This window comes from Tetragenococcus solitarius NBRC 100494, assembly GCF_001544195.1.
In the GTDB taxonomy this organism is placed as follows: Bacteria; Bacillota; Bacilli; order Lactobacillales; family Enterococcaceae; genus Tetragenococcus; species Tetragenococcus solitarius.
The window spans coordinates 1-15252 of the sequence record NZ_BCPY01000050.1; the positions used below are offsets into that span (position 1 = coordinate 1).

Here is a 15252-nt window from a genome sequence, read left to right on the forward strand (position 1 = left end):
TTCAGGTTAATACAAGGTATTCAAGAGTATACAAAACGTCTACAAGCATACACGAAACTTCAAATTGTTGAGATAGCAGATGAAAAAGCACCAGAAAACCTAAGCGATACTGAACGGACACTTGTTAAAGAAAAAGAAGGAAAACGCATCTTGGCAAAAGTAAGTGATTCGGAATTTTTGTTTGCTTTAGCAATTGAAGGAAAGAACCCCTCAAGTGAAGCTTTTGCAAAACAAATCGATCAGCTGACTACGCAGGGAAAAAGCAAGTTGACGTTTGTGATAGGGGGTTCTTTAGGTTTAAGTACGGAAGTTTTACAAAGGAGCAACGCTCAAATTTCCTTTGGTAAAATGACTTATCCACATCAATTGATGCGCTTGATTTTAATCGAACAAATTTATCGCGCCTTTCGAATTAACCGCGGAGAACCTTATCATAAATGACAAGATGGTGAGGGAACAAAACGATTGGTTTTTATATAAAGGAGTAGGTTATAGATGATAAAAAGTAAAGTAGTTGTAATAAGCGGAATGGGAGGTAGCGGAAAAACGACTCTAGTTAAGGAGTTGTCTAAAAAATATCCAAATAGTAAACGTATCTCCTTTGACGATTATGATATTGATGCCTTGCCTGATGCTCCTCCTATTTCTATGCCTATTGAGATTGCGGTAAACCAATATGATATTAGTGCATTATTAGCAGATCTTAAAGCAGCTTACGGGACTTGTTCTTATTTGTTTGTTGATTTTCCATTTGGTTATAAACATGAAGCAATAAAAGAATATATTGACAAAGTTATATACATAAAAACTCCGTTAGATGTTTGCTTTGCTCGAAGACTTATACGCGACTTTAAAGATGAAACAGTTAGCAGTATACAAAGTATGGCTAAAAACTATCTAGAGTTCGGCCGCCCAATCTTTATAAACTACGAAAGGTTTATTAACCAAGATACAGATTTGGTAGTGGATGGGACTTTGGATGTCGACAAAAATATTGAAAAAATTGAAGATATATTTTTATAAATTATGTATCCCATTCTATTTCTGATTCTTGGTTTGGCTTAGCATAAGAAAACGAATGAAGCATTTCATATGAAAATTGTTAGGGCAGCTTGCAGAGTAGTTGCTAGGTTAAGGTTATTAAATGAAATAAAGATGAAAGCTTGAACGTTAGTCGTATAAAGGTTTAACGTTTATAATGGTAGTGTAGAGCGTAGGATTTGGTGATCGGTTTTTGTATGTTAAGTAAGCTATAGTAGGTTACGAGATATTTCTGTTCTAGTTAGACTCCTAGGAGGAAGAAAAATGGAACTAACAAAAGAAGAGGCACTAAGAGACCTGTATAATCTTATTTTAAACGAAGATACACGTGATTGGGAGCGTTCAGTATTAATTTCAACCAAAAATGCTTTGGAAACCAATGAAAATCTTAAAATACAGTTAGCTGGTCTGGAAGAAAAATTACGACCACTTGCTATAAGAAATAATTTAACTGGAGATGTTGCTGATTTTTATTCAAAGATAGTGGGTGAAGCTGTAGAAGAAGAACGTTTTGATTTTTCTAAACATCGAATAAAAGATTACAAGCATCAGGACTATGCGGTATTTGGCGGCGGCTGTTTTTGGTGTATGGTGGAACCTTTTGAAACAAAAAAAGGCATAGATTCTGTTTTATCGGGTTTTACTGGAGGGCATACAGATCATCCCAGTTACGACCAAGTTCTGAGTGGAGCAACAGGACATGTTGAAGCAGTGGAAATTATATTTGATACACGGCTGATCAGTTATAAAGAGCTTGTGGATTTATACTGGCAACTCATAGATCCGACAGACGATAAAGGTCAATTTCAAGATAGAGGCAATCAGTATCGCCCCATTATTTTTGTAAGAAATAAACAACAAAGAAAAATTGCAGAAGAGTCAAAGAAAAAAGTCATTGAATCTGGCAGATACAAACAGCCCGTTGTAACTGAAATTCAGCCGACGAGTACTTTTTGGCCAGTGGAAAATCATTATCAACAGTTTTATAAGAAAAACCCTAAAAGATACAAGCGGATTAAACGTTATCGCCAACGCTTTTTACTCTATCAACGTTTAAAGGGGGAAGTACGTATGAGATATAAGAAAGTAAAAAAAGAATAGGTGTTTTAATCAATGAACAATAGATAGAAATTTCTTGCTCTAATTCTTAATAAAAAAATAGTTGAGCATAAAAGGAAGCTAGATCCTATAGATTAGATGATCGGCTTCTTTTTTGTTTCGATCAATTTTAATAAATAGAAAATTTAAAAAGGAGTTAATTTTTGCACTATCAAGTGTGCAAAAAGTTGTATAGAAACTTTTGGTAGGGTTTGCAATAATAATGATCGTAGGAGGAAAGAAGAAGCCATGGCGATGAAACTAACAGATTTAGAATTTAAACTTCTACAAATTTTAATGAACAGTGATCAATACCAGCCGATATATTCGATTGCAAAACAACTGAACTTTTCGAGACGTTCTGCTTATTACTATATAAAAGATGTATCTAAAAAATTGATCAAAAATAAAATAGACCCCCCTAGAAATATTAAAGGACAAGGATACTATTTAACAGAACAAAGTAAGCAGATGTTGAGTACCATTTTCAGTGACAACAATACAATTTATTGGCAAAGACATGAGAAAAAATTTAATGCCAAAAACAGACAGATGATTACTTTAGTTTTAATGTTTGGACTAAGTCCCTACACCACCATTTCGAAGTTAGCAAGAGTATTTAGTGTTACACGCAACACGATAGTAAACGATTTCAATGAAATAAAAGAAAAACTAAGGACTTATGACTTTTCGGTTATTGGAACTTCTAGGGGACATCTACTTTCTGGTAAAGAAATTTCAATAAGAGATTATTTTCAAGACCATTTGACAGAATTTCTTGCAGTGTTGGACAACCTTTATCAATCGGAAAGTTTTGCTTATTTATTGGATTTTAAGAAGCTTGCTGAGCTTACTGTGATGATAAAAGATTGGATGCATAAAGTTGAATTTAAAAGCTCAAGCTCGTTTTCAGATGACGCTATACGTAATATGGAAAACTTTTATACTTTTATTTTGTTGCGTATCTTGTCTAAGCATGTTTTATCGCAGACATCGAATAAGCAAAAAGGAGAGCATAAAGAATTACAAACACGTATAGAATTTGAAATGGCAGGGGATTTTTTAGCGCGTTTGGGGGTAGAAACTAACCAAAATCCAGAAGAAGTATTATCTGTTAAAGAAAATTACCCAGAAATTTATACCTATACAAGTATATCTATCGCGCCTTTTGAAGAATTAACTTCACAATCATTAAATAACAATGAAATTGGCCTAGTTGCCATTTATTTTGGTGCTCATTTATTAAATCAGGAAAGTAAATATTTGGAGGTCCTACTTGTTTGTTCTTCAGGCTTGGGTACTTCGCAGTTACTAAAAAATCAATTAACTACGATATTTCCTGATTGTATACTACGAGGGCCAATAACTAAACGCGACTATGATAGCTTTTCTACAATTCATGCTGATGTTGTAATTTCGACGATTCCACTTAAAGAAAAAGGGAAAAATATCATTGTGGTTAATCCAGTAATGAACGAAAGTGAAGTTAGTCAATTAAGGAAGAAATTTATTTCAGATAATTTAATCAATGTCAGTGGAATCGATAATCAGTTTACAGCCTTAATGGATGTTATTGCTGACAATACAAACATTATTAATATAGATGCATTAGAAAACGGGATCAAAGAAGTATTATCTCGCCCACTAAATCCTCGTATTTCGATGAAAGGAGGGTACCAACCCTTGCTAAGTGAATTATTAAACCAGGAAACAATACAATTTGCTGAAGCCGAAAATTTACATTGGGAAAACGCGATTCAATTAGCTGCAGCTCCATTGAAAAATAACGGGAATATTGCCGATAGCTATGTTAACGCCATGATTGAAAATGTAAAAAAGAATGGTCCATATATTAACATCGGTGATCGGGTAGCATTGGCACATGCTCGTCCAGAACAAGGAGTGAAAAAGTTAGGAATGGCTGTTTTAAAGTTAAACAAGCCAATTGATCTAGTGGATCATGACCACCCTATACAGCTTATTTTCGTTTTGGCTGCCGTGGATGAGCAGTCACATTTAAAAGCATTATCCGAATTAGCTAATATTTTGAATGATAAAAGCAAACTACACTTCCTTATAGAAGCAAAAGATCCATCCGATATACAAAAATTAATTTTAAAAGGAGAAGATCAATGATGAAAATAGCAGCAGTATGTAGTTCTGGATTAGGTTCAAGTTTTATGGTGGAAATGAATATGCAAGAAGTATTAAAAGATTTAGGAGTTGCTGACAAGGTCGAAGCAACTCATATGGATATGGGAGGAGCCGAAGTAAATGATGCAGATCAATTTTTTGTAGGAAAAGATCTCGCAGATGCAGCAGAAAACCAATTTGGTGATAAAGTGACAGTTTTAAATAGTTTAATCGATAAAGATGAACTTAAGGAAAAAATTCGTATATTTTTACAAGAGCAAGGCATTCTAGATTAAGGAGGCAAGAGCTATGCAAGCAACACTTAACGTTATTATAAGTATTGTTAGAACGCCAGCTATCCTTGTTGCTTTAATTGCAGTTTTAGGACTATCTTTACAAAAGAAGTCTTTGTCCGATATTGTTGGCGGAGGAATTAAAACATTTCTTGGTTTCCTAGTTTTAACAGGAGGCGCAGGGCTTGTATCGGATTCCTTAGAACCATTAGGAAAGATGTTTATTCATACTTTCAATGTACAAGGCGTAGTTCCAAATAATGAAGCAGTTGTGGGTACATTGCTCGTTGAATTTGGGACAGTTGCAGCGCTGATTATGTTGGTAAGTATGATTGTAAATGCGCTTTTAGCAAGGTTTACTTATTTTAAATATATTTATTTATCTGGACACGTAATGTTGTACATGGCCGCTATGTTAGCGGTGATTTTGGAAGTCATCGGTTTTAATGAAATTATGGCAGTAATTATAGGCGGACTTATATTAGGAATGGCTAATACTGTTATGCCTGCTTTAGTGCAGCCTTTTATGCGTGAAGTTACTAAAAGCGATACTGTAGCTTTAGCGCATACAGGTGATTTTGGTTATGCTGTTTCCGGGGTAATTGCCAAAGTTTTTGGTAATAAATCGAAAACAACAGAGGACTTAAATATACCTAAGAGTGTTTCTTTTTTACGTGATTCAAATATCGCGATTACTCTTACTATGTCCGTTATTTATGTGATTATGGTTTTATTTGCTGGACCTGATTATGTCAATAAAATGAGCGGCGGTCTTAATTATATCGTCTTTGGATTTGTTCAGGCCGGTACTTTTGCAGCTGGCGTTTACGTCATTCTTTCAGGCGTAAGATTGATTCTAAACCAAATCATTCCAGCCTTTAAGGGTATTTCTCAAAGCCTAGTTCCAAATTCAGTGCCAGCTTTGGACGCACCAGTTGTTTTTCCGTATGCTCCCAATGCCGTTATTGTAGGGTTTTTTTCCAGCTTTGTAGGTGGAATTATTAGTATGTTAGCGATGGTCGTTATGAAGACCACTATTGTTATTCCCGGCGTAGTCGCTCATTTTATGTGCGGAGCAGCTTCTGGTGTTATTGGCAACCAAGTTGGCGGTAGACGCGGAGCTGTGTTAGGAGCCTTTATCCAAGGAATTGCGATAAGCTTTATACCATTGGCATTGGTGCCGATGATGGGCAAAGCTGGCTTAGGTAATGCTACTTTTTCAGATTCAGACTTTGGTGTTGTAGGTTCATTAGTAGGTTATCTAGGTAGTGCTGGCGGTCAAACTGCAGTCATCATTGCTGTTTTAGTCGCTTTAGTAATCCTATTTTGTGCTTCGTACTTAGCTAAGAAGCATGCTCAAAAAGCTAGTAATTAAAATAAATGTTTTCATCTAAAAAAGTTAAGGCATCTTGTCTTAGCTTTTTTGTTTGGTTCATAAAAAACTGTCCACCAAAAATGGTAGACAGTTATAAGTGGAGCCTAGATTTTTAAATAAAGCAGTTCAGTCATTTTTTACAGTGGAACCTTCTTCTTTTTTCTTGGGCGCTAGTTCGTCCATAACGGTTTCAGCTACTTTTTTAGGAAGACCTGCTTCTTGTAATTCTTCAACAGTTGCTTGTTGTATTCCTTTTAGAGACTTGAATTTTTTTAGTAAATTTTTCTTTCGTTTAGGACCTAGACCGGCAATTCCATCTAGTTTCGAAGAAAAACTGTTTTTGCTGCGTAATTGACGATGAAAAGTAATTACGAAACGATGGACTTCATCTTGAATACGTTGTAATAAGAAGAACTCAGTAGAGCTGCGCTCAAGCGGCACAGGCAAGAGCTCTTCGCCAAATAATAGTTCGCTGGTCTTATGTTTATCATTTTTGGCCAAACCTGCAATAGGAATATCAACACCAAGCTGGTTTTCTAACACTTCTTTTGCTACATCAACTTGTCCTTTACCCCCATCGATTAAAATTAAATCAGGTAATGTGCTTCCTTCTTTTAAGACTCGAGAATAACGACGATAAATCACTTCGCGCATAGAAGCATAATCATCAGGCCCTTCGACCGTTTTAATTTTGTATTTACGGTACTCTTTTTTAGCAGGCTTACCGTCGACAAAGACGACCATGGCAGAAACTGGATCCGTTCCCATTGTATTCGAGTTATCGAAAGCTTCAATCCGAACAGGAGTAGGAATATTCAGTGCTTGACCCAATTTTTCTACCGCACCTACTGTTCGTTCTTGTGCTCGTTCAATCAGTTCAAATTTTTCTTGCAACCCTACACGAGCATTTTTATTCGCAAGTTCAACTAACTTCTTCTTTTGTCCACGTTGTGGTTGTAAGACTTTTGTGTCTAGTAATGCTTCAGCAGCCGCCTTATCAATATCATTCGGGATTAGAATTTCTTTTGGAATGAAATGTTCATTTTTTTGATAAAACTGTCCCATATAAGTCAAAAAATCATCGGCTGCATCTTTATAAAAAGGAAAAATAGACGCATCGCGTTTAATCATTCTACCTTGTCGAATAAAGAATGCTTGGACACACATCCAACCCTTGTCGACAGTATAACCAAAAACATCTTTATCTTTTAAATCAGTAGAAGTCATTTTTTGTCGTGTCATAATCGTTTCTATTGAATGAATCTGGTCACGTAATTCTGCTGCTTTTTCAAATTCCATACTTGCAGCCGCCTCGTTCATCTGGCCTTTTAACGCTGCTTGCACGTCTTTGTATCCACCGTTAAAAAAGTGCTTAATCTCTTTGACAATACCTTTATAAACAGCAGGATCAACGTCAAAAGCATAAGGACACAAACATTGTCCTAAATGATAGTACAAACAAGGCGTTTTTTGATGAGGTCCACATTTACGTAAAGGAAAAATTCGGTCTAATATTTTTTTTGTTTCATTAGCAGCACCAATGTCTGGATAAGGGCCAAAATACTCTGCGCCATCTTTTAATACTTTACGAGTAATCAATAGTCGTGGATATTTCTCGTTGGTAATTTTGATGAAAGGATATGTTTTATCGTCTTTCAACATGATATTGTATCTTGGCAGATTTTCTTTAATAAGGTTATTTTCTAGTAGTAATGCTTCAATATTAGATTCTGTAACAATATATTCAAAGTCTGCGATTTCACTTACTAAATGCTCAGTTTTAGTATCATGACCTCCGGTAAAATAAGAACGTACACGATTTTTTAAAATCTTAGCTTTACCGATATAAATAATCGTTCCTGTCTTATCTTTCATTATGTAACAACCGGGTTGGTCAGGTAGTAAGGCTAATTTATTTTTTATTTGTTGATTCGTTTTAATCACCTTATTTATGTTCATAAAAAATAGTTCTCAAACTTTGTGCAGGAATTTTCCAAACATCCATTGAGAACTTATGTTCATTATAAGCAAAACTTGTGAAAAATTCAACCATTCTGCTTGTTTCCTGTATCTAGTGAGGTGAATTAACCTAAAAATGAAGGATAAAGTTCTAGAATATAATTAAGAAATAAATTAGACGTTCACTACATTTAAGTATAAAATAAATATTAAGAATAAATAAATTGGAGGGAAATAAATGGATGAATTACGTGTATTAGTTCCCAATGGAATGTTGGGATATGGGTTTCCTTTAGAAGATTTTGAACGAGGAATGCAAAGAAAGCCACATGGGATCGTTGTTGATGCTGGTTCAACAGATTCAGGCCCGCAAAAATTAGCCTTAGGCGAAATGACCTGTCCGGAGTCTGCTTATTATAAAGAACTTTCTATTTTAGTACCAGCAGCTAAAAAAGCAGGAATTCCTTTGATTGTAAGTTCAGCAGGGGGCGATGGCACCAATCAGCATGTGGACCTATTTGTAAAGATTGTTGAACAAATCGCAAAGGAGCAGGAGTTATCGCTTCGTTTAGCTAAAATTTATAGTGATATTCCAAAAGAACAAATTGATAACGCTTTAGAAAAAAAGAAAATTGAGAGTATGCAAAATGTTCCTGAGCTAACACATGAAGAAATAGAACAGACGACAGTTGTCACTGCACAAATGGGATCTGAACCTTATCTAGCTTTATTGCAAGCCCAAAATCAGCCAGACGTGATTATCGGCGGACGAACTTATGATCCTTCACCGACAGCTGCTTTAGGAATGTATTATGGATTTGATCCAGCGCTAGCGTGGCATATGGGGAAGATTATCGAATGTGGTGCAATCTGTTGTGTACCAGCAGGAAAAACGGTGTTAGGCACACTGCGAGATGATCATTTCTTTATTGAACCAATGGATCCTAAGGCCAAAGCGATGCCGCATACAGTCGCTGCACATACAATGTATGAAAAAAGCAGTGCTTTGAACCTGCCAGGTCCCGGCGGCGTTTTAAATTTAGAAGAGTGCGAATTTCAAGCGGAAACAGATCGTATTACGAAGGTTTCAGAGAGCCGTTTTATAAAAGATAATCAGTATACCGTTAAGTTAGAAGGTGCAAAAGTCGTTGGTTATCGCTCGATTACAGTAATGGGTGTACGTGATCCGATTTTAATTTCACAAATTGATGATGCATTAACTTATGTTAAAGAACAAACGAAAAAAGAATTACCGGAAGAATGTGCTCAATCCCAGATTATTTTCCATCCCTATGGGAAAAATGCGACAATGAAAAATCTGGAATCTTTGACAGATGAAGCGGGGCATGAAATGTGTGTCATCGCAGAAGTGGCCTCACCTACACAAGAAATGGCCCAATTAGTGGTCAATCGTATTCGTACCACTTTGCTGCATTATGGTTATCCAGGTCGTGTTGCAACTTCTGGTAATATTGGCATGCCATTTACACCTTTAGAGATTCCGCTAGGAAAAGTTTGCCAGTTCAACATCTATCATTTGCTAAAAATTGATGATCCAGTAGTGCAATTTCCAGCGACAATAAAGGAGGTAGGAAAATGACTCAATTACAAGACTACGCCCGCGTCATTCGCAGTAAAAATTCAGGCCCTTTCGAATTAACTTTTGATATCTTGTTTGATAATTTAGCAGATTATGAGCATTTTGTGGCAAGTAATGCTTTAACTAAAGAAAGTTTTGCTCAATTATATCAGCTAGATGTAGACGATATTATTACTTTTGAACATGTAAAACCAGCGCGTGGAATAAAAATCACCATTCCACGACCTTGGTCTCAAGGCTCGGTAGGAGAAAGCGATATGCACGGTTCACAACAATATGCCAATCTTTTATCAATAGAAGTACCGGAAAAATAAAAATGACTTATGAGTAGCCTGAGAATTTTTAAAAATTCTCGGGCTGTTTTTTTATAACCATAAAGGGGGAATTTTTTTCTACGTTTGTGTTAAAATGAATAAAATAAAGTAAGAAAGAGAAAAGCAATGTCACGTTTAACGCTATACCAATTGTACACAAAGATGTTATCTGCTATGGGACCTCAGGGTTGGTGGCCAGCAGATAGTAAGTTTGAGATTATATTAGGTGCAATTTTAGTTCAAAATACAAACTGGAAAAATGTCGAAAAATCCTTAATAAATATTAAAGAACAAACAGCTTTTATACCGGAAAAAATCAGTAAGTTAGAAAGAGAAAACCTAATGGAATTCATTCGTCCTAGCGGTTTTTATAAAAATAAAAGTAAAGCTATTTTAGCTATGTTTCAATGGCTTGCCTATTATCACTTTGATTTAGAAAAAATAAAAACAACTTATGGAGAAAAATTACGGCAACAATTACTTTCTTTGCCTGGAATTGGCGAAGAAACCGCAGATGTATTGTTGCTTTATGTCTTTGATAAAAAAGTATTTGTCGCAGACAAATATACGCAAAAGCTTTTTCGTTTATTAGGTGTAGAAGGAGTCAAAAATTACTCTTCCTTAAAAAAGTTTGTTTTTCATATGGAGGATTTTACGCTGGAACAAGCACAAGAATTCCATGGTTTGTTGGATGAATTTGGCAAACGATATGTTAAAAATAAAACATCCTTTATGACCAGCTTTTTAGCAGGTTATCAGTTAGATTTAACAAAATAGAAAGTAGGAAAATCTATGAATGAAGAAAGACGTACCTGTTATTTGATGGGAACCGTGATAAAATTATGGATTCAACACGATCAAGATCAAGAGTTCTTGCCAGAAGCCGAAGAGCGTTTGGTTGATTATGAGAAACGTTTTAGTGCGAATGACGATGCTTCAGAACTAATGATAATCAACCACCAGGCAGGCATAGCGCCGGTAAAAGTGGATGATGATTTGTTTGAGTTAATCAAATTAGGAAAAAAACATAGTTTACCTAAAGACAGCTTTTTAAATATTGCAATTGGACCTTTAATCCAAGCATGGCGGATTGGCTTTGATGATGCAAGACAGCCGACAGAGCAGACAATTCAATTTTTGTTACAACGAATTAATCCGAAAAATATTTATATAAACGAAGAAAATAAAACGGTTTTTTTAGCAGAAAAAGGCATGTCTTTGGACCTAGGCTCAATTGCCAAAGGCTATTTTGCTGATAAGTTATTGGCTTACTTTAAAGAAAATAATGTTTATGCAGCTTTAATTGATTTAGGAGGAAATGTTTTAACTTATGGCAATGCGCCAACACATCAAGATGATTTTTGGCGTATCGGTATCCAAAGCCCGTTTTCTAAAAGAGGGGACTTAGCTGCGGCTATTAAAGTAAAAGATAAGTCTATCGTTACTTCGGGAATTTATGAACGTACCAATCAAATGAATGGCAAAACGTTCCACCATATTTTTGACCAGGAAACTGGTTATCCGCTGGAAACAAATTTAGCCAGTGTAACGATTGTTTCTGATCAGTCGGTGGATGGCGAAATTTGGACGACTCGGCTATTTGGTAATCAACCGGATGAAATTATTGACTTTTTAAACCAGACAGATGAATTAAATGGATTGGTTATAACAAAAGAGGGTCAGATACAATACTCTAATGATTTAGATATACAAATACTAAATTAATTTAGTATTTGTATTAAGGCGACCGAATGATGCTTAATAAACAAAATAATTGCGTAAATGGTAAAACAAGTTTAGTATAATGTCAGAATCAATCGTGCGCGATTGAATGATGGATAAAGGAAGGGTTTAGATGGCAAAAAAATATGATGTAGTCATTATTGGAGCAGGCCCAGCAGGAATGACTGCGGCACTTTATGCTTCAAGAGCAAACTTATCTGTGATGTTATTAGACCGTGGAATTTATGGCGGACAGATGAATAACACAGCTGAAATCGAAAATTATCCGGGTTTTAAATCGATCTTAGGTCCTGATTTATCACAAGAAATGTATGACTCAGCCACTCAGTTTGGGGCTGACTTTGGTTACGGTATGGTAAAATCAGTTTCTGATCATGGCGATTATAAGACAATCGAAACTGACGCAGATGATTATGAAACAAAAGCAGTGATTATTGCCACAGGTTCAAATTATCGAGATCTAGGCGTACCAGGTGAAGAAGAATACCGCGGTCGTGGTGTTTCAAATTGTGCCGTTTGTGATGGAGCCTTTTTCCGTGACCAACATGTTGTTGTGGTCGGTGGCGGAGATTCTGCAGTAGAAGAAGGGGAATACTTAACACGTCTGGTTGATAAAGTAACGATTATTCACCGTCGTGATGAATTAAGAGCGCAACAAATTATCCAAGATCGAGCATTTAAAAACGACAAAATAAATTTTGTCTGGGATAGTAATGTTCAAGAGATTACAGGCGATGGCAATAAAGTGACTGGCGTTAAGGGGATTAACAACAAAACAGGAGAACCTTTTTCTATTGAAGCAGCAGGGACATTTATTTATGTTGGTATTGAACCAATGAGTGAACCTTTTCGGTCTTTAAACATTACGGATGAAAATGGCTGGTTTGAAACAAACGAAAATATGGAAACAACCATTCCTGGAATTTTTGCTGTTGGAGATATCCGGAAAAAAGATTTGCGACAAGTAGTTACAGCGACAAATGACGGTGGAATTGCTGGGCAAAAAGCTTATCAATATATCACAGAATTAGAAGCAAAAACGCAAGCGGCAAATGTATAAATACTCAAAACAAGGGTGGCTTGATATGGAAAATACAACAGAAACAAAATTAGCTGACCAACTTTGTTTTTCAATTTATAATGCCAATCGGTTGTTTGCCAAATTCTATCAAAAAGCATTGGAACCCTATCATTTAACCTATACACAATATATCGTACTGTTAGCTCTTTGGGAGCAGGATTGTAAGACGTTGAGTGATTTAGCAAAAGAGTTGGATTTAGCGAGTAACACGTTGACACCGCTGCTAAAACGTTTAGAAACTGCTGGTTGGTTGACTCGTTGTCGGGGAGAAAACGACCAACGTCAATTGATGATACAGCTTACAAAAAAAGGCCAAGAACAAAAAGTAATGATTGAAAAAAGCCTTGAAAAATGCATGAATGAACAAGTAGAAATAAGTGATAATCAGTACTATCGTATGTTAGAAGATAATAAAAATTTGATGGCTGGTTTAAAAAATTACTTAGAACAGACGACATCAGAGACGTTTTAATCAGGAGCTTTTTGAAAGGAACAAAATCTGTTATGACAACAATCTACGATTTTAAAGAAACAGAAATGAGCGGTAAAACAATTGATTTAAGTGTTTATAAAGACAAAGTGATCGTAGTTGTAAATACCGCCAGTAAATGTGGGCTTGCCCCTCAACTTACAGCACTCGAAACTTTGTACCAGAAATATAAAGAACAAGGCTTTGAAGTTTTAGGCTTGCCTTCAAATCAGTTTCGTCAAGAATTAGACAGTGACGATGAAACCAATGAGTACTGTAAAGTCCATTATGGCGTGACATTTCCCATGACTAAGCGGATAAAGGTAAATGGTGATAAAGAAGATCCATTATTTACTTACCTTAAAGATGCTGCAGGACACGGAAAAATCAAATGGAATTTTACCAAATTTCTAATTGGTCGTGATGGACAGGTTATCAAACGCTATGCGCCGCAGACCAAACCAGAAAAAATGGAAGAAGATATTGTGGCAGCTTTAAAATAGAGTAAGAATTTAAAACAGAGAATCATTTTAAGGAGGATTTTTATTATGAGTGTCAATGTAACTACAGATAAAACTTTTGAACAAGATACAGCGAACGGTGTAACGCTAACGGATTTTTGGGCAACTTGGTGTGGTCCATGTAAGATGCAATCGCCAGCTGTTGAACAACTCTCTGAAGAGTTAGGCGACAAAGTAACTTTTAACAAAATGGATGTGGATGAAAACCCAGAAACAGCTAGTCAATTTGGGATTATGAGTATTCCTACGCTAATGATTAAAAAAGATGGCGAAGTTGTCGATACATTAGTAGGATTTCATCCAAAAGAACAATTAAAACAAGCGTTAGAACCATATATCAATTAAAAACGGTAAGCATCTAAGTAAGTTTTTCTTATTTGGATGCTTTTTTAGTGATTAAAAGTTTTTTATAAGAAACGTCTACGACCGATGAAAAAGTTTTTTTACCAGTAAAATCCTTTGATTTAGACTTACAACGGCCAATAATTCTAGTGGTTGAGAAAATTTCTTTAATGGGTCCTCCAATTCGTTGTAAATTGGGGGCATGTCGTTTGATGTAGCTTCATATGACAGAAGTAACATACCGCTTATGTTCTTTTATTTTAAAACATTTAGCAACGTTTTCTACAAAAACCTAAGATTTGTTGTGAACGATTGATTGTGTTAGTTTGATAATGGAAGGGCTTTTTTTAATAAATAACTATAAAATGGAGGAGATATTATGCGAAGTACACAAATGTCGATAGACACTTTAGAACGAGCGCAAGAACGTTTTATTGATACGCTTCATCAAATGGATGTAGAACAAGCCAATACGATGCCAAAACCTATTATTAAATCAGTGACTTGGCTTATATGGCACACAGCCCGCATGCTTGATCTTCAAATATCAGAGCTTAATGGCAGTCAGCCACTATGGACAAGTGAAGGCTGGAATGAGAAATTCTCGTTAGACTTACCAGACGATACTCAAGACTATAAGCATACGCCAGAAGAAGCAGCCAAAGTGAAGGTGAGCGACAAACAACTGTTGGTTGATTATTTAGATGCTGCTGTTAAACTAACAAAAAATTACCTTGAAAAAATAAAAGATGATGAACTAGATGAGGTAATCGATAAAAGTTGGACACCTGCGGTTATCCGTCAAGTACGTATTGTCTCTTCAATTGACGATGCTGCTATGCATTCGGGGCAAGCAGTTTATACAAGAAGATGGGTTATTGGTAAGTAACTGACAAATAAAAATAAACCATTGAAGATTTTTTTCAATGGCTTATTTACATTAAGCAAAGTATTTTTACGATACAAAAAGCACCTTATATCCATAACTTTGTAGTGACCCCCAAAAGTTAGACTTTTATGGAGTGGAGAAATCCACTCCTTTTTTCATGTAGTAAAATTGCTTGTTAAGCAACTACTGAAGCCGCTTGTCGAAATTCAACTGGACTTTGGTAGTTCAACTTTCTTTTCATTCGTTTATTGTTGTAATAATAGATATAATCTTCAATGGCCGATTTTAGTTCGTCAAAGCTGCTATAAACTTCTCCATGAAAAATCTCTTGTTTCAAAAGACTAAAGAAATTTTCCATAGGGGAGTTATCTAAGCAGTTGCCTTTTCGGGACAA

17 protein-coding genes are annotated in these 15252 nt (G+C 35.7%); 15 read left to right on the forward strand and 2 right to left on the reverse strand.

Translation table 11 applies throughout. The features are described 5' to 3' along the window. Positions 1-9: 9 nt before the first annotated feature. The 6 genes from rlmH to TS1_RS10995 all read left to right on the forward strand — a co-directional run bounded on the left by rlmH (position 10) and on the right by TS1_RS10995 (position 5940). Complete coding sequence (gene rlmH, locus TS1_RS10970) at positions 10-441, forward strand: 23S rRNA (pseudouridine(1915)-N(3))-methyltransferase RlmH (protein ID WP_068710561.1); 432 nt, start codon at positions 10-12, stop codon at positions 439-441. Between the two features lie 54 nt (positions 442-495). Further along, positions 496-1023 (forward strand): NB-ARC domain-containing protein, encoded by a 528-nt coding sequence (locus tag TS1_RS10975; RefSeq protein ID WP_068710547.1) that lies wholly within the window; start codon positions 496-498, stop codon positions 1021-1023. 282 nt (positions 1024-1305) lie between these two features. Beyond that, positions 1306-2142 carry a peptide-methionine (S)-S-oxide reductase MsrA gene (msrA, locus tag TS1_RS10980; RefSeq protein ID WP_068710548.1) on the forward strand — a complete coding sequence of 279 codons (837 nt, stop codon included), beginning with the start codon at positions 1306-1308 and terminating at the stop codon, positions 2140-2142. Positions 2143-2388: 246 nt separating this feature from the next. After that, the gene (locus TS1_RS10985; RefSeq protein WP_068710549.1) at positions 2389-4275 is read left to right on the forward strand and encodes a BglG family transcription antiterminator; all 1887 of its coding nucleotides are present in this window, start codon (positions 2389-2391) and stop codon (positions 4273-4275) included. Further along, on the forward strand, positions 4275-4568 hold the full coding sequence (locus TS1_RS10990; RefSeq protein WP_068710562.1) for a PTS sugar transporter subunit IIB: 294 nt from the start codon (positions 4275-4277) through the stop codon (positions 4566-4568). Before TS1_RS10985 ends, TS1_RS10990 begins: the two co-directional genes overlap by 1 nt. A 13-nt stretch (positions 4569-4581) precedes the next feature. Beyond that, positions 4582-5940: a PTS ascorbate transporter subunit IIC gene (locus TS1_RS10995; protein WP_068710550.1), complete on the forward strand. Its 1359-nt coding sequence runs from the start codon at positions 4582-4584 to the stop codon at positions 5938-5940. A 126-nt stretch (positions 5941-6066) separates the two neighbouring features. Here TS1_RS10995 and uvrC read toward each other — a convergent pair whose 3' ends face one another. Then, entirely contained in the window at positions 6067-7899 is a 1833-nt protein-coding gene (uvrC, locus tag TS1_RS11000; protein WP_068710551.1) for an excinuclease ABC subunit UvrC, read from the reverse strand. A gap of 238 nt (positions 7900-8137) precedes the next feature. Here uvrC and TS1_RS11005 point away from each other — a divergent pair, with 238 nt between their 5' ends. From TS1_RS11005 to TS1_RS11045, 9 genes are all read left to right on the forward strand, one after another. Then, on the forward strand, positions 8138-9499 hold the full coding sequence (locus TS1_RS11005) for an acyclic terpene utilization AtuA family protein (protein WP_068710552.1): 1362 nt from the start codon (positions 8138-8140) through the stop codon (positions 9497-9499). Continuing rightward, on the forward strand, positions 9496-9813 hold the full coding sequence (locus TS1_RS11010; protein ID WP_068710553.1) for a DUF4387 domain-containing protein: 318 nt from the start codon (positions 9496-9498) through the stop codon (positions 9811-9813). The genes TS1_RS11005 and TS1_RS11010 overlap by 4 nt, the downstream gene beginning before the upstream one ends. A 126-nt stretch (positions 9814-9939) precedes the next feature. Next, a complete protein-coding gene (locus TS1_RS11015) occupies positions 9940-10590 on the forward strand; it encodes an endonuclease III domain-containing protein (RefSeq protein WP_068710554.1) in 651 nt (216 codons plus the stop codon). Positions 10591-10605: 15 nt separating this feature from the next. Then, a complete protein-coding gene (locus TS1_RS11020) occupies positions 10606-11538 on the forward strand; it encodes an FAD:protein FMN transferase (protein WP_068710555.1) in 933 nt (310 codons plus the stop codon). A 130-nt stretch (positions 11539-11668) separates the two neighbouring features. Continuing rightward, positions 11669-12616, forward strand: a complete 948-nt coding sequence (gene trxB, locus TS1_RS11025) for a thioredoxin-disulfide reductase (protein WP_068710556.1) — start codon at positions 11669-11671, stop codon at positions 12614-12616. Positions 12617-12641: 25 nt separating this feature from the next. Further along, the gene (locus TS1_RS11030) at positions 12642-13109 is read left to right on the forward strand and encodes a MarR family winged helix-turn-helix transcriptional regulator (RefSeq protein ID WP_068710557.1); all 468 of its coding nucleotides are present in this window, start codon (positions 12642-12644) and stop codon (positions 13107-13109) included. Positions 13110-13141: 32 nt separating this feature from the next. Then, positions 13142-13609 (forward strand): glutathione peroxidase, encoded by a 468-nt coding sequence (locus TS1_RS11035; protein ID WP_068710563.1) that lies wholly within the window; start codon positions 13142-13144, stop codon positions 13607-13609. A 45-nt stretch (positions 13610-13654) separates the two neighbouring features. Next, entirely contained in the window at positions 13655-13972 is a 318-nt protein-coding gene (gene trxA / locus TS1_RS11040; RefSeq protein WP_068710558.1) for a thioredoxin, read from the forward strand. Positions 13973-14348: 376 nt separating this feature from the next. After that, entirely contained in the window at positions 14349-14858 is a 510-nt protein-coding gene (locus TS1_RS11045) for a DinB family protein (RefSeq protein ID WP_068710559.1), read from the forward strand. Between the two features lie 175 nt (positions 14859-15033). Here TS1_RS11045 and TS1_RS11050 read toward each other — a convergent pair. After that, positions 15034-15252: IS3 family transposase (locus tag TS1_RS11050; protein ID WP_083498304.1), on the reverse strand; the 219-nt coding region annotated here is incomplete at its 5' end.